Raw genomic sequence first — 19,924 nt, forward strand, 5'->3', positions numbered from 1 at the left:
TCACTTATCATCACAATTTCGCGCGTTGCATATCATTTGGTCCGATTACGGGCCACGCATGATTGACTCATTATGCAAATATAATAATGGTACGACTTCGTTTTATAAATAAGGTTATACGATGTTCCCCCCCTGCGTCACCTATAAAAAAATGAAGAATACCATAAAGTCAGTACGCTATGGCTGCATGGTTTCCGCTGCCTTTTCGCTCATATTGCTTTCTGCATGCTCTCAAGAAGGAACGACAAGTGCCGGTGTCGAGTCCGCACCAAAGCCGCAAGTGGGCGTGGTGACCTTGCAACCACAGTCGATCTCCATAACTGCTGAAATGCCCGGGCGTACGACGGCTTCACTGACATCAGAAGTGCGTCCACAGGTTAACGGCATCATTCAAAAACGCCTTTTCAAAGAAGGCGGTGAGGTAGATGAAGGCGAAGCGCTTTACCAGATTGATCCGGCCAGCTATCAGGCCGCTTATGACAGTGCGGCTGCGGATCTTCAGAAAGCAGAAGCCTCTGTCCCAAGTGCACAGGCTAAGGTCACGCGTTATCAAGGCTTGATCAAACAAAATGCTGTCGCACGGCAAGATTTTGACGAAGCCGCAGCTTCTCTAGCGCAGGCGAAAGCAGATGTCGCGGCAGCGAAAGCAGCACTCGACACTGCGAAAATCAACCTCGATTACACATCCATCAAAGCGCCGATCAGTGGCCGGATTGATAAATCAACCCTGACGCCCGGCGCACTTGTAACCGCAAGTCAGGATACCGCGCTTACAACTATCCGGACAATTGACCCGATCAATGTGGATGTGACGCAATCCAGCACCAACCTTCTTAATTTACGGCAAGCCATCAAAGATGGACGCATAAAGATTACCGGCGAAAATGTGAGTGTTCGCCTCCGTCTGGAAAATGGTGAAACATATCCTTTGGCGGGTACACTCGAATTTGCTGAATCTGCCGTGAGTGAAACGACCGGCACATTTACTGTACGCGCGCAGTTTCCAAATCCCGACCGGCTTTTGCTGCCGGGAATGTATGTCCGTGCCCTTGTTGAAGAAGGCGTCGCGCCGAATAGCTTTCTTGTCCCGCAACGCGCCGTCTCCCGCAACACCAAGGGCGAGCCAACCGCCTTATTCGTGAACGCTGAAAACAAGGTTGAAGAGCGCGTTTTGCAGGTTGACCGAAGCGTCGGCAATAACTGGCTGGTGAGCGCAGGCGTATCGGCCGGCGATCGCGTGATCGTCGAAGGCTCTCTCATGGTTAAAGCCGGTCAGAATGTCGAAGCCGTGACGGTTATCGTTGACGACACCACCGGCGAAGTCCGCGAGCGCAAGTCTGCACAGGCACCAGCAAGTTCAACTGAAAACAATGCGGTGAAGGAATAGACGATGTCACGTTTCTTCATTAACCGCCCCAACTTTGCCTGGGTGATTGCAATTGTCATTATGCTGGGCGGGCTGCTCGCGCTCAACTCACTATCCGTTTCCCAATATCCGCAGATTGCGCCAACGACAGTCCGCATCAATGCCACTTATGCGGGTGCGGATGCAGAGACAGTCGAAAACTCAGTTACGAAAGTGATTGAGCAGGGCATGACCGGGATCGATAATCTCGACTACATGACTGCTACGTCAACCTCGACAGGATCGGCATCCATTTCGCTGACATTTACCAGTGCAGCTGATCCCGATGTTGCGCAGATGCAGGTGCAGAATAAGCTACAGCTTGTGCAGTCGCAATTGCCTGAAAGCGTTCAAAGTCAGGGTATTACGGTCAGCAAATCGTCTGACAGCTTTCTGATGGTCATTGGCTTTGTCTCGCAAGACGGCAAACTCAATGCAACTGACCTTGCCGATTATATCGACAGCACTCTCAACGATACGCTCAAGCGTGTTGAAGGTGTTGGCGACACACAAATTTTTGGTTCAGGCTATGCAATGCGCATATGGCTCGATGCCAATAAGCTCGCAAAATATGCGCTTATGCCGAGCGATGTGACGACGGCACTCGAAGCGCAGAATACACAAGTCTCTGCCGGTCAGCTTGGAGCTCTTCCTGCAAAACAAGGCCAACAACTCAATGCGACGGTTACAGCCCAGAGCCGTCTCCAGACACCAGAACAGTTTCGCAATATTATTCTCAAAAGCACAACAGACGGATCGCTTGTTAGACTTAATGATGTTGCGCGTGTAGAACTGGGTGCAGAGAGTTACACCAACTCTTCCAGCTACAATGGCAAGCCAGCGGCTGGTCTTGCGATCAATCTCGCAACGGGTGCAAATGCCATCAGCACGGCTGAAGCCGTTCAGCAGACCATCAACAACCTGTCCGGCACATTCCCGGAAGGCGTTGAAGTCGTCTACCCCTATGACACGACGCCCTTCGTTCAGTTGTCCATCGACGAAGTTATTAAAACCCTGATCGAAGCCATCATCCTCGTCTTTGTGGTGATGTTGGTCTTCCTGCAAAATATCCGCGCAACACTGATCCCAACACTCGCGGTTCCAGTGGTTCTGCTTGGTACATTTGGTGTTCTGGCTCTGTTTGGTTACTCCATCAATACGCTGACAATGTTTGCGATGGTGCTCGCTATCGGTCTTCTCGTCGATGATGCGATTGTCGTCGTCGAAAACGTTGAACGTGTCATGGAGGAAGAAGGGCTTTCGCCTAAAGAAGCGACGCTCAAGTCCATGCAGGAAATTACTGGCGCTCTTATCGGTATTGCAACGGTTCTTTCTGCTGTTTTCGTTCCAATGGCATTTTTTGGTGGTTCCGTCGGCATTATCTATCGCCAGTTTTCGGTCACCATTGTTTCAGCGATGGTTCTTTCGGTGGTCGTGGCACTTGTGCTCACGCCGGCGCTTTGCGCAACACTTTTGAAAAAAACTGAAGGACATGCTAAACAAACTGGCATAACCGGCTGGTTTAACCGGGGATTTGATCGCACAACCAATGCCTATCGCAATGGTGTGAGTGGAATTCTCAATCGTTCAACACGGTTTCTTGCCGTCTTTGTCGCAATCGTTATTGCGATGGGTTGGCTTTTCACCAAATTGCCGAGTTCGTTTCTCCCGCAGGAAGATCAGGGCATTTTGATCACCGGCGTCCAGCTACCTGTTGGCGCGACGCAAGACCGTACCGAGCGCGTCTTGAAGCAGGTTACTGACTACTATCTCGAAAACGAAAAAGATGCCGTTGATGGTGTGATGAGCGTAGTAGGTTTTGGCTTCGGTGGACAGGGTCAGAACGTCGGCATGGCCTTTGTCCGGCTGAAAGATTTTGACGCCCGCAAATCGGCTGATCTGTCTTCAAGTGCGGTTGCCGGTCGAGCGATGAAAGTCTTTTCGCAGATTCGGGATGGTAAGGTTTATGCACTTGCACCGCCTGCAATTCAGGGTATGGGCAACTCCAATGGCTTTGATTTTTACTTGAAAGACGTCAATGGCGTCGGTCATGCGAAGCTGATTGAGACACGCAATCAACTGTTGGGGCTAGCCCAGCAAAGTGAAAAGCTGACCAATACACGTCCGAACGGTCAGGAAGATACACCACAATTCTCAATCACGATTGATCAGGAAAAAGCGAGCGCGCTCGGCGTATCATTGTCTGACATCAACACAACGCTTTCGACCGCATGGGGCAGTTCTTACGTCAATGATTTCATTGATCGTGGACGGATCAAGCCGGTCTACATTCAGGCCGACAGCGATTTTAGAATGCAGCCGGAAGATCTGGAAAAATGGCAGGTGCGCAATTCAAGCGGCACGATGGTTCCATTCTCAGCATTTGCCACCGGTCATTGGAATTACGGTTCACCGCGCCTTGAACGCTATAATGGTTCGTCAGCTGTCGAGATACAGGGTGAAGCTGCATCAGGCGTTAGTTCCGGTGTCGCGATGGATGAAATCGACGCCATCATGAAGCAATTGCCCGCCGGTTATTCCCATGAGTGGACGGGGCTCTCTTATCAGGAGCGGCTTTCCGGAAATCAGGCAACAGCGCTTTATGCTATTTCGGTGCTGGTCGTGTTCCTGTGTCTGGTGGCACTTTATGAAAGTTGGTCTATTCCTTTTGCCGTCATGCTGACGGTTCCTATCGGCATATTCGGCGCGCTGCTGGCAGCAACGATTTTTGGCCAATCAAACGACGTTTATTTCAAAGTGGGGCTGCTTACGACCATTGGCCTTGCAGCGAAAAACGCGATCCTCATCGTCGAATTTGCTATTGAACGGCAGGCCGCGGGCATGGGCGTTATCGAAGCAACGCTTGAGGCTTCCCGTCAGCGTTTGCGGCCAATTCTCATGACCTCATTTGCCTTTATCTTAGGTGTAACACCCTTGGCTATTGCCAGCGGTGCCGGTTCGGGTGCGCAAAATGCCATTGGTATCGGCGTGATGGGCGGCATGATTGCCTCTACTTTCATCGGTATTTTTCTTGCTCCACTGCTGTTTGTGACAGTTCGACACATATTCAAGGGCAAGGCCGCTTCTCATCAAACAGTTTCGCCGCAGTTACAGACGGAAAATCATCATGACAAAACCTAACAAACCACTGGCTGCGAACGATATGCAACAGAATTTACAGTGCGCTGAAAAGCGCCCCTTCAGCCGATATTTAAGAGTGCTGAGTGCAGTGCTTCTGATGACAGCTGTTAGTGGCTGCGTTGTCGGGCCGGATTACCAAAAGCCCATTGTGAACATGCCATTCAGTTGGGGCAATAAGGCCACCGCCAAACAAGAAAAGCCAGCGCAGCTGGCTGAATGGTGGAAACGTTTCAACGATCCATTGCTGAATGCACTGGTTGATGAATCCGTGGAAGGTAGCCTGACAGTCGCAACCGCGAAAGCCAAGGTGCGCGAAGCGCGTGCATCTTACAGGCAGAGTGTTTCAGGCCTGTTTCCTTCAGCGGATGGCACTGCAACTGCAACACGCAGCAGAACAGCTGGTGGTGATAGTGGCGCCTCATCAACCAGCAGCCTGTTTAAGTCAGGGCTTGATGCAAGCTGGGAAGCGGATCTGTTCGGTGCCAACAAGCGCTCTGTGGAAGCAGAAAAATATGGTATGGATAGTGCCGAAGAAGAGTTGCGCAACACATTGCTGACGCTGATTGGTGACGTCACCACCAATTATGTCGAAGCGAGAGGTTATCAGGCTCGTATTGCTTTAGCGAAACGCACAGCTGCCTCGCAGCGCAAGACTGCACAGCTGACCCGTGATAAATTTGAAGCCGGTGCTTCGTCGGCAGTCGATCTTTCGAACGCATCGGGACAGGCCGCATCAACTGAAGCTGCTATTCCTGATCTTGAATCGTCCTATACGCAATCGGTTCACCGGTTGTCGGTACTGACGGGCCGCGCACCATCAGCTCTTGCTGATCGCATGAAACCTGTCAAAGCGATTCCGAAACCAAAATTACCAATGCCGACAGGCATTCCGGCCGATATTCTGCTGACCCGTCCCGATGTGCGTCTGGCAGAGCGTCAATACGCGCAATATACTGCAAAGGTCGGGCAGGCAGAAGCAGCACGCTATCCGAGCGTCAGCCTTACCGGCAGTATCGCAACTTCCGGTTCGCAACTTGGTGACCTTGGCAAAAGCTCTTCAATCAGCTGGTCTTTTGGCCCAAGCCTGAGCGTTCCGATCTTCAATGCCGGAAAACTCAAAGCAGCCGTTGAGGTCGCCCAAGCACAGCGCGATCAGTATTTTATTGCCTACAGATCATCGATCCTCACCGCACTTGAAGACGTTGAAAATGCTATGGTTTCGCTTGCGCAAGAACGCATCAAGTCGTCGAAGCTCTCCGTTTCTGCACGTCATTATCGTGAGGCCGCTTCGCTTGCGCGCTCGCTTTACCAGTCCGGCACAACGAGCTTCCTTGATCTGCTTGAGGCTGATCGCTCGCTTTATTCAGCAGAAGATTCACTGCTGAGCAGTCAGGTGGCCATCTCCACGGACTATATCGCATTGAATAAAGCACTTGGCGGTGGTTGGAGTGGCGCTGTTGAAGTGGCAAAGCCAGAGATCGCTGACGTCAATACAGGGCCTCATCTTCAGCAACATGGCGCTGTCATTAAGGCATCAACGAAATAACATGGTTTTACGTAAGATAATGCAGCAGCTTCAGGGTTTTCGGTAATGGGTTTCAAACGTCTGTCTATCTTGGCTGCTGTGATTATCGCCGTCGCCCTATGCGGTTATTATTACTTCTACGGTCAATCATCCTCGCAAACGCAGTCAATTATGACTGCCGTTGCAACGCGCGGTGATATTGACGTCACAGTGCTCGCCACAGGAACAATCAAGCCTGTTCGTCTTGTCGCTGTGGGCGCGCAGGCTTCAGGACGTATCACGTCTGTGAAAGTGGAACTTGGTCAGCTTGTTAAAGCCAATGATCTGATTGCAGAAATTGACTCGACAACGCAGAAAAACGATCTGCGCACTTCAGAAGCAGCACTTGCCAATATGAAGGCACAGCTGAAAGAAAAGCAGGCGACTCTCCAGCTGAACCAACAGACCTTGAGCCGCCAGAAAACCATGCTTGCCAGACATGCCGTCTCGCAGGCAGATTATGACACAGCGGCGGCTGATCTGGATGTAACGCAGGCACAGATTGAGGCGATCGGTGCGCAGATCAGGGAGGCAGAGGTTGCTGTTGAAACAGCAAAAGCAAACCTCGGTTACACCCAGATCACAGCACCAATTGAAGGCACTGTGCTTTCAATTGTCAGTCAGGAAGGGCAGACCGTTAACGCATCGCAGTCTGCGCCAACAATCGTCATCCTTGGTCAGCTCGACCGCATGACCGTCTACACGGAAATTTCGGAAGCAGATATCGTTCGGATCAAGCCGGGCCTGCCACTCTATTTCACTGTTCTGGGCGATCAGGATCGTCGTTATGATGCAACACTTCAGTCGGTCGAGCCTGCACCTGAATCGATCAGAAGCGACAGCAGTTTCAGCTCTTCCAGCTCAAGTTCATCTTCCTCATCCAGCAGCAGCTCTTCTTCCGAAGCGATTTATTACAACGGTCTCTTTACGGTTCCAAATCCCGATGGGCATTTGCGCACATATATGACAGCCGAAGTGCATATCGTACTTGGTCAGGCAAAAGATGCCTTAACGATACCCTCTTCGGCGCTCGGACGTGCGAATGGTGACAATCGCTATAGTGTGCGTATTGTCGAGCCAGATGGCGCAATCAAAGCCAAAGAAATAGAAATAGGCCTCAACAATAAAGTCAATGTTGAAGTCCGCTCCGGTCTTAAGGAAGGAGACCGCGTGATCACAGGCGAATTGTCTGCTTCCGCTAATTCAGGATCGAATAATCGCGGTGGACCTCCGCCGATGGGCTTCTGACGATGACCGAACCGCTTATTAAACTCAAGGCAATCCGGCGGGAATATCCATCAGGGGATAGTTCGATTGCCGTTTTGAAAGATGTCGACCTAACGATTCACGCCGGTGAAATGGTTGCGATTGTTGGCGCATCGGGTTCGGGCAAGTCAACTTTGATGAATATTCTTGGCTGCCTTGATCGACCGACATCGGGAAGCTTCGAGGTTTCAGGACGCGAAACAGCATTGATGGATGGTGATGAGCTGGCGGCTTTGCGTCGAGAGCATTTCGGCTTTATCTTTCAACGCTACCATCTGCTGGCGGAACTGACGGCACTCGGAAATGTGGAAATTCCTGCAATTTATGCCGGTGTCGACCCTGCAACACGTGCGAAACGCGCGACTGCTTTGCTACAGCGTTTGGGTATGGGCGAGCGTCTTCATCATAAACCGGGGCAGCTTTCCGGCGGACAGCAACAGCGCGTGTCAATCGCGCGTGCATTGATGAACAATGCCAACCTTATTCTCGCTGATGAACCAACGGGCGCGCTTGATAAACAGAGCGGGGAAGAAGTGCTTCGGATTCTCGGCGAGCTTCATGCTGAGGGGCGCACGGTCATTATCGTTACGCATGATATGTCGATTGCCAATAAGGCCGATAGAATTATCGAGATCAGTGACGGCGAGATAATTGCAGATCGACAAGTTGAAAAATCCACGCCTGTCGAAAGCCTCCCCGAGGAAACAGTGTCGGGCAATACGAAACCGGCTCTATCTCTTCACGCTGTAGCTGGCGCCATTCGTGAAGCATTTCTGATGGCAATGCTGTCAATGCGTGCGCACAAATTACGTACGTTTTTGACCATGCTTGGTATTATCATCGGTATTGCATCAGTCGTGAGCGTTGTCGCACTGGGTCAAGGCTCTCAACAAAAAGTTCTTGCCGATATTTCTAGCCTGGGCACCAACACGCTCGAGATATTTGCTGGCAAGGACTTCGGCGATGTTCGTTCTGGCAAGATCACGACATTGGTGGTTTCAGACGCAACTGAACTTACAAAGCAGCCTTATGTGAAAGCGGCGACACCCACGGTTTCAACAAGCAGCACTGTCCGATTTGTCTCGAAAGAATCCAATGCACAAGTGAACGGGGTCAGTGAGCAATACTTCGTTGCTAAGGGCAGCAAAATTGCGGATGGGCAATTCTTCGACAATGATAGTGTGCGAACGATCGCGCAGGATGTTGTCATTGATCAAAATACCAAAAATGCTTTTTTCTCAGACACCAATCAAAGTCCGGTCGGGCAGGTGCTTCTGATCGGGACTGTCCCCGTGCGCATTGTTGGGGTCATGGAGCCACAGCAAGGTGGCTTTGGCTCCAACCAGAACCTGTCGCTTTATCTGCCATACACCACGGTCCAGTCGCGTTTTTTGGGCAGCAACTCGTTGCGCAGTATCACTTTGCAAGTTGAAGACGGTATTGATACGGCATTGGCTGAACAGACCGTGACTGATTTCCTAACTCAACGGCACGGAACAAAGGATTTTTATATCCTGAACACTGATGATATTCGCAAGACGATCACAAGTGCGACCCAGACGATGACACTTCTGGTTGCGGCTATTGCTGTCATATCGCTGATCGTCGGTGGCATCGGCGTGATGAATATTATGCTCGTAACCGTATCCGAGCGAATTTCGGAAATCGGTGTCAGAATGGCTGTCGGCGGACGGCAGAGTGATATTTTACGACAGTTCCTGATTGAAGCGGTGCTTGTATGTCTGTTTGGCGGTGTGCTCGGCATTATCACGGCGCTGGGTTTCGGCACCTTGTTCAGCCTGTTCAGTAGTGATTTCAGCTTCGTTTACTCAACAACATCAATCGTGACGGCGTTTCTGTGTTCGACACTCATCGGCGTGGTCTTTGGATACCTTCCGGCAAGAAGCGCGTCGCAACTTGATCCCGTCGTGGCGTTGTCCGGATTATAAATATTGCGCGGGCACCAGAAAATGATTTGCTGCCGCCTCACAAGGGTTCTGTCACAAAAATTTCAGCTGGTTAAGAAAGGCCTTATCTGCAGACGCAATTATGCTGCGAGCTCCGCAAAGACCTTGAATGATGAATGACCATCATTTGCGAATTGGTTTTTGCGGATCATATGCGGCACTTCAATTCCAGCAATGGTCGCTGAGGCCGAATGAAATGCTTTGAAACCTAACATATGTTTGGTGATCCGTTTGATGAACCGTTGGTCCTGTTCAAGGATGTTGTTGAGATATTTGACTTGCAGGATTTCAATCATCTTGCCAGCACCTGTCATTTTCAAGATGCAGTTTACAGCCTGTGCACCAGCCAGATTGGCCCCGCTTTTATCAATGGCAACCTTGTGCGGAACACCATTGCTTGCAATGGCTCTCTTAAAGAAACGCCTCGCTGCACTGAGATTTCGGCGCTACGAGAGCATAAATTCCAAGGTTTGGCCGTCACGATCAACGGCTCTGTACAGATAGGTCTATTTCCCTTTGACTTTTATGTACGTTTCATCGACCCGCCAAGAGCCAGACGTTGGCCGCTTGCGCTTCTGAGCTTGATCCGCAATCTGAGGGGAGTATCGAACGACCCAACGGTTCAATGTTGCACGATCTACATTTACGCCACGTTCAGCCATAATTTCTTGAAGGTCGCGATAGGAGCCAGGGTAACGAAGGTAAAAGTACACGGCATAAAGCACGACACTTTTAGGAAAATGAGCCCCTTTGAAGTCAATGGCCATTCCTCTTTGCCTCGCTTAATGTTCACAACCGAACAGGCAATAACCCATCAACTGTAAATTTTTTTTTGACAAAGCCCGTTTGAGAAGCCGTATCCGCCTCGTTCTACGGGACGCAAAGGCGACAAAGTCGGATTACTAGAATGATAAATCAGGCGTATTTTCAGTTATTTACATCGTATTTTTAAAGCCCAAACTATCGCCGAAATTACAAATGACGTATAAAACTCGACAAATGTAAAATTCATATATTGACATTTGTCGATCAATTGTTGATTTTTGTCATGCGTGGTCAAGGAGGATACCGTGCAGACGCTATTGAAAGTTGAGAGCCTAAAAAAATCGTTCGGCGGTGTTGCAGCACTTCGCAATGGCCAGCTGGAACTGCGTGCAGGCTCGGTCCATGCGCTGTGCGGTGGTAATGGCGCAGGCAAATCCACATTCCTCTCTATTCTGATGGGTATCCAGCAGCGCGACGGCGGCAAGATCTGGCTGCGCGGTGAAGAGGTCCAGTATTCGACACCTGCGGAAGCGCTGAAATCCGGCATTGCGATAATCGAGCAGGAGCTGAGCCCTGTTCCGCATATGAGTGTCGCAGAAAATATCTATCTTGGTCGCGAACCTTCAACGCGATTTGGCGGTATTGATTTCAAGAAGATGAACAGTGAAGCGCAGGCGCTTCTGGATCGTCTGGAGTTCGACATTCGCGCGACACAGGTGATGAGTCAGTTGTCCGTTGCGCAGATGCAGCTCGTGGAAATCGCCAAGGCGTTCAGCCACAATGCTGATGTGATCTTCATGGATGAGCCGACATCGGCCATTGGTGAAAAGGAAGCGCAGCACCTGTTTAAGGCAGTCGAGCGTCTCAAGGCTGAAGGCAAAGGCATCGTCTATGTCTCGCATCGCCTATCCGAGATTTTCCAGATTGCAGATTCCTATACGGTTTTCCGTGATGGCGGTTATGTTGGTTCGGGCGCACTGAGCGATATTGATCGCCCGGAACTTATCCGTCTCATTGTTGGGCGCGAGCTTGGCGAAGAATTTATCAAAACCAATGAGCCGACCGATCAGATTGGCTTTGAGGTTTCTGATCTCGCTCTTCCGGGTAAGATTGAAGACATCTCCTTCTCGGTCCGCAAAGGCGAAATCTTTGGTATTTATGGCCTGATGGGTTCGGGGCGTTCGGAGATTTTCAACTGCATCTTCGGCCTCGACAAGGCAAGCAAGGGCGAAATAAAGCTTGAGGGCCGCGCGCTCAAAGTGGGCAAGCCTGCTGATGCAATGGCTGAAGGCATTGCCTTTGTCACCGAAGATCGCAAGCTGACGGGGCTTAACCTCACAGACAGCGTGCGCGCCAATATCTGCCTTGCGAGCCTGCCAGAAATGAGCCCGTCATTTGCCATGCGTCAGCGCGAAGAAGCTGCAGCAAGCGCGAAAATGATTGAGCATTTCGGCATCAAGGCTGCCCGCGATACGATGCCGGTTTCCGGTCTTTCTGGCGGCAATCAGCAGAAAGTTGTGCTCGGAAAATGGTTCCTGCGCAATCCGCGTTTGTTGCTGCTTGATGAGCCAACGCGCGGTGTGGATGTGGGCGCTAAACGCGAAATCTATCGCATCATTTGCGAATTCACTGCGTCAGGCGGAACGGTCGTTATGATTTCATCTGAAATCGACGAAGTTCTGGGCATGTCTGACCGCATCCTCGTGATGCGGCAGGGCAAGTCGGCTGGCGTCTATGACAGGGCCGACACTGATGCACAGAAGCTGGTGCATCTGTCTACCTAACAATGGATGTCGCTCTGCGCGCAAGATTGAGAATTAAGCCTGACATTGGCAGGCTGGGAGAGGCTAGAAAACGTGAGCAACAACGAAAACACACAATCGACCAGCTGGTTCGCTTCTGAAAAGCGCCGGTTGATCATTCAGGAATACGGCATCTTCCTTGCTTTCCTGCTTCTGGTCTTCATCCTGTCGGTGTCAAATCCATACTTCCTGACAACGGGCAATATCTCAAACGTGCTGCTGCAAACCTCAATCAACGGCGTTCTGGCTGTTGGCATGACGTTTGTTATTCTGACGCGCGGCATTGATTTGTCTGTTGGTTCGGTTGCAGCGCTGACGGGCATTGTTGCAGCAAGTCTGGCAACAACCTCTGCAACAGCAGGTGTTGCGGGCGGTCCTTATCCGGCAATTGTTGCTATTGCTGCTGGTCTTGCGGTTGGTTGCGCTTGCGGCGGACTGGTTGGCTGGATCGTTTCGCGTTTCTCGGTGCCTGCATTCGTTGCAACGCTTGGTATGCTTTCGGCCGCACGCGGCATGACGCTTATCTATGGCGGCGGCAAGCCTGTGCCTGCTTTGACACCTGATTTCCGCTGGATCGGCACCGAAAAAATCTTCGGCATTCCAATGCCTGTGATCATTCTGGTGATCGTGTTTGCAGTTGCCTGGTGGGTCCTCTCGCGCAGCCGTTTTGGCCGTTACATTTATGCGGTTGGTGGCAATCCACATGCAGCAAAGACATCGGGTATCAATGTCACCCGCGTCCGCTTCTCTGTTTATGTCATCTCTGGCGCGCTTTCTGGTCTTGCAGGCATGATGCTTGCAGCCCGTACTGGTTCGGCACTGCCGCAGGCCGGTATTGCTTACGAACTCGATGCAATTGCTGCAGTTGTTATCGGCGGCACCAGCCTTTCGGGCGGCGTAGGCCGTGTGACAGGAACACTGATTGGCGCGCTCATTATTGGCGTGATGAACAACGGTCTCGATCTGATGGGTATCGAATCTTACTACCAGCAGGTTCTCAAAGGAGCGCTGATCGTCGGTGCAGTCATGCTCGATCAGAAACGCAACCAGAGCGCCTGATTTCTAAAAACTACCAATTGCCAGTCACCTGGCGCAACGAACACCGCACATTTAGTCATGGCGGATATTGTGGAGGAGAATACCGATGAAGAAATTGCTTATTGCTTTGGCATCTGCCACTGCTCTGTTTGCAGGTGCTGCACATGCTCAGGAAAAGCTGAAGATTGGCGCAGCGCCTTACGGCCTGAATGCTGAATTCATGCAGATCTGGTCTGAAGCTCTGAAAGAACATCCTGCTGTGAAGAGCGGCGAAGTTTCGCTCACTGTTTTCGACGGTCGCTATGATGCGCTCGTTCAGCAGGAACAGTTTAACAACATGATCACGCAGAAGTTTGACGCGATCATCTTCGTGCCAATCGACGTTGAAGCTGGCGCAACCGCTGTTCAGGCAGCAGCTGACGCAAACATTCCGGTTGTTGGTTCCAACACCCGCGTAAATTCCGATCTTCTGGCTTCATATGTCGGTTCTGACGATGCAGTTTCCGGCTACATGGAAGCCAAGACTGTTCTCGACAAGATCGGCTGTAAGGGCAATGTTGTGATCATCGAAGGCCCGATTGGCCAGTCCTCGCAGGTTTCGCGCCTCGAAGGCAACAAGAAGGCGCTTGCTGAATGCCCGGACGTCAAGGTTCTTGAGCAGCAGACCGCTAACTGGTCGCGCGCTGAAGCACAGACCCTGATGGAAAACTGGCTGACTTCGCATAAGGGCGAAATCAACGGCGTCATCGGTCAGAACGACGAAATGGCACTCGGTGCGATCGAAGCGATCAAGTCGGCAGGTCTTAAGGTCGATGACTTTGCTATCGCCGGTATCGACGGTGTGACCGATGCGTTGAACGCTGTTAAGGCTGGCACCATGACGTCGATCCTTCAGGACGCACGCGCTCAGGCGCAGGGCGCAATGGACCTCGCAATCTTCCACGCGAAAAAGGGCGACTACAAGCCTCAGTCTGACATCTGGGCACAGTATCCTGACATGCCGTTCAACGACGGTAAGGACAAGGAATACAATGTTCCTTGGACGCCAGTCACTGCCGACAACGTCGACAAGCTGCTCGAAGCACGTAAGTAATATAACTTGCGGGATGAGCGGCCCCCGGCTCATCCCGCATCCCCAAAATTCCTGCTACCCTCAACACCGAGGATCAAACAATGTCCGACCAATCTCCCCAAATCGACCTGAACTTCCCGCTTAACGGTAAAGTTACTCTGGTAACTGGTGCTGCTTCCGGTATTGGCGCGGCCGTTGCTGAGGCCTTCGCTGCCAAGGGTGCAAAGGTTGCCGTGCTTGATATCAATACTGATCAGGCGCGCGCCAAGGCAGAAGCGCTTGGAGCGGATGCAAAACCTTTCGTCTGCGATGTATCTGATCCAGCTTCGGTAAAGGCTGCTGTATCGGGCGTGGTCGAAGCGTTTGGACAAATCGATATCGCCGTAAACAGCGCCGGTGTTGTTTTCCTTGCTCCTGCCGAAGATCTGACGATTTCCGATTGGGATCGAACGATTGCGATTAACCTCAAGGGCAGCTTCCTTGTTACGCAGGAAGTGGGTCGCGCCATGATCGCTGCAGGCAAAGGCGGCAAGATCGTCAATCTCGCCTCGCAGGCCGGAACTGTAGCGATTGAAGAGCATGTTGCTTACTGTGCTTCGAAGTTCGGCGTCATCGGCATGTCCAAGACCTTTGCTGCTGAATGGGGCAAATACGGCATCACCGTTAACACGATCTCGCCGACTATCGTTCTCACAGAGCTTGGCAAGAAGGCCTGGAATGGCGAAAAGGGCGAAGCTGCCAAGAAGCGCATTCCAACCGGACGTTTTGCCTTCCCGGAAGAAATTGCTGCCGCCGCAGTGTTCCTCGCATCCAGTGGCGCAAACATGATAAATGGTGCAGACCTCCTGATCGATGGTGGCTACACAATTCTTTAAGAATGCGGGCAGTCTGACGATTGTTCGGGGCCGGAATTACGGCTTTAAAATTATAGAGCGGGAACTGATCTCTCGCCTTCGATAGGTGCAAAATGCAAAGATTTATCAATAACCCGGATGAAGTGGTCGAAGATACCGTCAAGGGTTTCGTCAAGGCACATAAGGACCTTGTCCGTCTGTCGACGGAAAACTCGCGCGTGGTTGTCGCTAAAGATGCACCGATTGAGGGCAAGGTTGGCGTTATCACCGGCGGCGGCTCTGGCCATGAGCCAGCTTTCATCGGCTATACCGGCAAAAACCTGCTTGACGCTGTTGCAGTTGGTGAACTGTTCTCCTCGCCGACTGCCAAGAGCTTCTACGATGCTGCGCGTGAAGCCAATGGTGGCAAGGGCGTCGTTTGCCTTTACGGAAACTATGCTGGCGACAACATGAACGTCAAAATGGCGATCAAGCTTGCTGCCAAAGTCGGCATCGAAATCCTGACCGTTGTTGCCAATGACGATGTCTGCTCCGCGCCTGCCAGCGAACGCGAAAAGCGTCGCGGCGTTGCTGGCGAAATCTTCATGTGGAAGGTTGGCGGTGCAAAAGCTGCATCGGGTGCAAGCCTGCAGGAAGTTCAGGCAACTGCACAGAAAGCCATCGACAATTGCCGTTCGATCGGCGTGGGCCTTGGTCCTTGCACGCTGCCAGCTGTTGGCCATCCGAACTTTCAGATTGAGCCGGGCACAATGGAAGTTGGCATTGGTCATCATGGCGAGCCGGGCGTCCGCGTTGAGCCGTTAAAGCGTGCTGACGAAGTTGCCAGGGATATGAGCAAGATCGTTCTCGACGATCACAATTTGTCCGAAGGCACCGAAGTTGCAGTTCTGGTTTCCGGACTTGGCGCAACGCCGATCAACGAGCTTTATATCCTCAACGATACGATTGAGCAGGAAATTACTGCACGTGGTCTCAAGATCTATCGCACCTATGTCGGCAATTACTTCACGTCGCTCGAAATGGTTGGTGCTACGCTGACAGTTATGGCGTTGGACGATGAACTGAAGGCACTACTGGATGTAGAAGCCCGCTGCACGGCGGTTTTGTAAGAAAGAAGCATATCATGCAGACATTCAAGAATGCCGGATCGGGTGAGATCGTTCTTTCGCTTGCAGACCGGATTATCGAAAACAAAGCTTACTTAAGCGAAATCGACGGCAAGATTGGCGATGGCGACCATGGTGTGAACATGGCCAAGGGTTTCGGCCTTGCAGCCGAACGCTTGCGCGGCAAGGATGTAACCCTTGCTGAAGGTCTTGATACGCTCGGGACAATTCTGCTAACCGAAATCGGTGGCTCGATGGGCCCGCTTTATGGTGTGATGTTCAACGAGTTCGCAGAAAAGCTGGAAGGCGTCGAAAATATTGACGCAGCCACGTTTAGCACCATGCTTCATGCAGGTCTTGACGGCATCCAGTCAATCGGTTCGGCAAAGCTTGGTGACAAGACGCTGCTCGACACGCTGATCCCGGCAATCAATGCTTTTGACGAAGCAAATGGCAAGGGCCAGTCCTTTGCTGAAAGCCTGGACGCTTTGTCGGTGGCTGCTGAAGCCGGTCGCGACTCCACACTTAATCTTGTGGCAAAGATCGGTCGCGCAAGCCGCCTCGGTGAGCGTTCGCTGGGTGTCCTTGATGCGGGTGCAACATCCTGCGCACTGATTCTGACTGATCTTGCAGCACAGGCAAAGAGCCGCTTGCAGTAAGGCTTTCTGTCCCGATTTTGAGTTTGGCGTCTGAAAACTGTGTGGGTCCACACGTTCAGGCGCCAAATTCGTTTCATGATGTTGCAATTGCGTTTGAACGCTTTCATGTTTGCTGCGCAGGAGAGAGGCAACAGATAATCGCATGACGCTCAAGCCCAACACATCGCGCAAACTTGGCAAGCCAAAGGCCACTGCAAGCGATAGTTCGATCACGATTCCGATGCGTTATGGTGATGATCCCTATGTGTGGGCCTGCTGGCTTTATTACGAAGACGGTCTGACGCAGAGCGAGATCGCCGATGTCATGGGTATTTCGCGCGCCACCGTGAACAGCTATCTGGCTGAAGCGCGGGATAAGGGCATCGTCAATATTTCTCTTGAGGGCGGACGGCTGGAGTCGCTGTCTGTTGCTCAGGAGTTGAAGCGTCATTTCGGCCTGACGGACTGCTTAATTCTCCCGCATGATGACAATGCCCGACCGCTGATTGACCGGCTTGGTGTTGCGGGCGCACATGCGCTCAACAAGATTCTCAAATCCGGCGATACACTCGCGGTTGCCTGGGGACGGACGGTGCTTTCGGTCGGCGAACAGACCGCCATCGGCTCTTTGCAGGACATGACAGTCGTGCAGGCGACAGGCGGCACCACGGCGTCATTTCCCTATACGCCCGAACGTTGTGCGGCAGTGCTTGCAGAAGCCGTCTCAGCACGCTGCGTGAATATCATGGCACCCGCTATGGTGCGTTCGCAGCAGACGCGGGACGTGTTGCTCGAAGAGCCTTTGCTTCAGGAACAGTTTGCGACCCTTGAGAATGCCAATCGCATTCTTTTTGGTGTTTCGTCGCTGCGTTCCAATTCTACCATCCACACTAGCGGCTTTTTTGAATCGGTTTCTCTGCAGCAATATCTTGCAGCGGGCGCTGTCGGAGTTGTAGCAGGCCGTTTTATCGACGAGCGTGGAAAGCCGGTTGCAGGACCGCTTGATGAACGAACAATCGGCATTTCGCTCGATAAGCTGCGGCAGATTCATACGCGTATTGCGGTAGCAGGTGGTTTCGACAAGGTGCCAGCACTTTTGGCAGCGCTCCGCGGCGGTTTCATCAATGTGCTTGTGACCGATGCTGCGACCGGGCTCGGTATTTTGCGCGCCGATGGCGTGATTGATCTGGATGCGCGCCTTTCACAGAGGCCCAAGACCAATCAGGTTCCGACAGCTTTTCGCGTGCGGGTGAAGAAGCTCCTCAACAATCCAAACGAGGTGGTTGAGGAAATGCTCGACGGCATTGTTCGGGCCAATAGCAAATTCGTGCAGCCGATTGGCGGCTCCAACCGGGCACTGGTCGCGCGGGATGGTCCGCGCCCCGGCAAGGTGGGGCTGGTGATTGGCGGTGGTGCCGGTCACGAGCCATGCTTTGTGGGCTATGTGGGTAAGGGCCTTGCAGACGCTGTTGCGGTCGGCAATGTTTTCTCGTCGCCTCCGCCCGATCCGATTGTGCAATGCGCACTGGCAGCTTCCAACGGCGAAGGCGTTCTCTTCGTCTATGGCAATTATGCCGGCGACGTTATGAATTTCGAGATGGCGGCTGAAATGGCCGAGGAAAAGGGCGTCAGGATCAAGACGGTTCTGACTACCGACGATATCGCCTCATCCCCAATCGACGACAAGGACGGACGCCGTGGCGTGGCAGGTAATTTCTTCGTCTTCAAGGTGGCAGGGGCTGCCTGCGACAAGGGGTTGTCGCTCGATGCCTGTGAGATCGTTACCCGCAAGGCCAATTCGCGGACTTATACGATCGGTGTGGCACTTGAGCCGGGTTCATTGCCGCAAACTGGTCGGCATAATTTTGAAATCGGTCCTGAAGATATGGAAATCGGCGTTGGCATTCACGGCGAACCGGGTGTATCGCGTGATCGCATTCGTCAGGCCGATGAAATCGTCGATGGCATTATGGACAGAATCTTCAATGAAATGAAGGCTCTGCCGGGTGATCGCGTGGCGGTACTGGTCAATTCATTCGGAGCGACACCGCTGATGGAACTTTACATTCTCTACCGGCGTGTGGCGCAACGACTTGAAGCTAAGAACATTCATATTGAAGCCAACTGGATCGGGCATTATTGCACGTCTCTGGATATGGTGGGCGCGTCGATATCGATCATGCATCTTGATAATGAACTGTCAGAAATGCTGCTACATCCATGTGAAACTGCTGCTCTCAAAATTAGCTAACAGCGTCTTTGAGTTCTATCGTTTCACTGCGCCTGAAAGTAAATTAGCATACGCCTGATGACGAGCGACGCGCGTTGCAGTTGTAAGGTTTGAGGAGAAAATCCATGTCGGAAACTGCCGCTCGTCGTCTTGCCCATATGTTTGATGCTGTTTCTGCGTCGCTGGCAGAGGAACGCGATCGGCTGTCCGAACTCGACGGAGCAATCGGCGACGGCGACCATGGAACGACAATGGCTCTGGGCTTTCAGGCTGTGCGCAGCGAATTGTCGAAGCTCAATCTCGACGATGCCGACATTTCGAAAGTTCTCAATACGGCGGCAACCGCATTCATTAATGCGGTTGGTGCATCAACTGGGCCGCTTTATGCCACTGGATTCCGCCGTGCCGCAAAGGCAACGGAAGGCCGCGAGAATCTTGATCTGGCGACTTTTGCGATCATCATTGAGGCCATCGGCGTTGGCATTCGTGAGCGAGGCCATGGACAGCGTGGCGACAAGACAATGCTGGATGCATGGCTGCCTGCTGCTGAAGCCGCACAAATGGCCGTGTCTGCTAATCAAAGTTCTGCCGAGTTTTGGTACAAGGTTGTCGCCGCTGCCACGGCTGGCGCCAACACGACCCGTTCGATGATCGCCACCAAGGGACGCGCTGCGCGTCTTCGTGAACGCTCGCTTGGTCATATGGACCCCGGCGCTGCATCAGCGGTCATCATTCTGCAGGCCATGGCAGATGGTGTTGCGGAGCGCATGGGCTGGTCCAGCTCGCCGCTGCGCTGATTGCATATTAGAGTAGGCTGGGTGAGGGCGCGTTGAGCGTCCTTTATCATTCTCACGACAGAATCGGGTTGTTTGTGTTGGTTAAGAATTGATAAAATTGCTTTGGTTTTGCTGTGGAAAGAAACTTTGTGTTTTTTTATGAAAGTTCGTTGACAGTTTTGGTGGTTGGGGTCTATATGGCTTCCAACGAGGGCGGCGACGCTGCTAGCGGCAGGTTGCTTCGTCCTTGTAGTTCATCGGATAGCGATTGACAGTGATGTTGAGAGTGGTTAGTTGAGC

13 protein-coding genes and 1 pseudogene are annotated in these 19,924 nt (G+C 52.1%); 13 read left to right on the plus strand and 1 reads right to left on the minus strand.

Translation table 11 applies throughout. From position 1 onward, the window contains the following. The first annotated feature begins 151 nt into the window (after positions 1–151). The 5 genes from J2782_RS17090 to J2782_RS17110 are packed head-to-tail and all read left to right on the plus strand — an operon-like array spanning position 152 to position 9,325. Positions 152–1,387: an efflux RND transporter periplasmic adaptor subunit gene (locus tag J2782_RS17090; RefSeq protein WP_310014746.1), complete on the plus strand. Its 1,236-nt coding sequence runs from the start codon at positions 152–154 to the stop codon at positions 1,385–1,387. Between the two features lie 3 nt (positions 1,388–1,390). Further along, positions 1,391–4,546, plus strand: a complete 3,156-nt coding sequence (locus tag J2782_RS17095) for an efflux RND transporter permease subunit (protein ID WP_310014749.1) — start codon at positions 1,391–1,393, stop codon at positions 4,544–4,546. 22 nt (positions 4,547–4,568) lie between these two features. Then, positions 4,569–6,092 (plus strand): efflux transporter outer membrane subunit, encoded by a 1,524-nt coding sequence (locus J2782_RS17100; protein ID WP_404989668.1) that lies wholly within the window; start codon positions 4,569–4,571, stop codon positions 6,090–6,092. A 45-nt stretch (positions 6,093–6,137) separates the two neighbouring features. After that, the gene (locus J2782_RS17105; RefSeq protein ID WP_310014751.1) at positions 6,138–7,358 is read left to right on the plus strand and encodes an efflux RND transporter periplasmic adaptor subunit; all 1,221 of its coding nucleotides are present in this window, start codon (positions 6,138–6,140) and stop codon (positions 7,356–7,358) included. 2 nt (positions 7,359–7,360) lie between these two features. Then, positions 7,361–9,325 (plus strand): MacB family efflux pump subunit, encoded by a 1,965-nt coding sequence (locus tag J2782_RS17110; RefSeq protein WP_310014753.1) that lies wholly within the window; start codon positions 7,361–7,363, stop codon positions 9,323–9,325. Positions 9,326–9,423: 98 nt separating this feature from the next. Here the strand turns inward: J2782_RS17110 and J2782_RS17115 are convergent. Further along, positions 9,424–10,110: pseudogene (locus J2782_RS17115) on the minus strand (IS6 family transposase). A 303-nt stretch (positions 10,111–10,413) separates the two neighbouring features. Between J2782_RS17115 and J2782_RS17120 the strand changes: the two are divergent. The 8 genes from J2782_RS17120 to dhaL (J2782_RS17155) all read left to right on the plus strand — a co-directional run bounded on the left by J2782_RS17120 (position 10,414) and on the right by dhaL (J2782_RS17155) (position 19,645). Further along, positions 10,414–11,892: a sugar ABC transporter ATP-binding protein gene (locus J2782_RS17120; RefSeq protein WP_310014756.1), complete on the plus strand. Its 1,479-nt coding sequence runs from the start codon at positions 10,414–10,416 to the stop codon at positions 11,890–11,892. A gap of 72 nt (positions 11,893–11,964) precedes the next feature. Then, on the plus strand, positions 11,965–12,969 hold the full coding sequence (locus J2782_RS17125; RefSeq protein WP_310014758.1) for an ABC transporter permease: 1,005 nt from the start codon (positions 11,965–11,967) through the stop codon (positions 12,967–12,969). Positions 12,970–13,054: 85 nt separating this feature from the next. Continuing rightward, positions 13,055–14,041, plus strand: coding sequence for a substrate-binding domain-containing protein (locus J2782_RS17130; RefSeq protein WP_310014761.1), 987 nt, complete (start codon positions 13,055–13,057; stop codon positions 14,039–14,041). An 80-nt stretch (positions 14,042–14,121) separates the two neighbouring features. Next, positions 14,122–14,895 (plus strand): SDR family oxidoreductase, encoded by a 774-nt coding sequence (locus J2782_RS17135; protein WP_310014764.1) that lies wholly within the window; start codon positions 14,122–14,124, stop codon positions 14,893–14,895. 92 nt (positions 14,896–14,987) lie between these two features. Next, on the plus strand, positions 14,988–15,983 hold the full coding sequence (locus J2782_RS17140) for a dihydroxyacetone kinase subunit DhaK (RefSeq protein ID WP_310014767.1): 996 nt from the start codon (positions 14,988–14,990) through the stop codon (positions 15,981–15,983). A gap of 14 nt (positions 15,984–15,997) precedes the next feature. After that, on the plus strand, positions 15,998–16,639 hold the full coding sequence (gene dhaL / locus J2782_RS17145) for a dihydroxyacetone kinase subunit DhaL (RefSeq protein ID WP_310014770.1): 642 nt from the start codon (positions 15,998–16,000) through the stop codon (positions 16,637–16,639). A 142-nt stretch (positions 16,640–16,781) separates the two neighbouring features. Next, on the plus strand, positions 16,782–18,869 hold the full coding sequence (locus tag J2782_RS17150) for a bifunctional sugar-binding transcriptional regulator/dihydroxyacetone kinase subunit DhaK (protein WP_310014772.1): 2,088 nt from the start codon (positions 16,782–16,784) through the stop codon (positions 18,867–18,869). A gap of 104 nt (positions 18,870–18,973) precedes the next feature. Then, entirely contained in the window at positions 18,974–19,645 is a 672-nt protein-coding gene (gene dhaL, locus J2782_RS17155) for a dihydroxyacetone kinase subunit DhaL (RefSeq protein ID WP_310014773.1), read from the plus strand. The last annotated feature ends 279 nt before the right edge of the window (positions 19,646–19,924 follow it).

This window comes from Brucella pseudogrignonensis, from assembly GCF_031454375.1.
Classification (GTDB): Bacteria; Pseudomonadota; Alphaproteobacteria; order Rhizobiales; family Rhizobiaceae; genus Brucella; species Brucella pseudogrignonensis_A.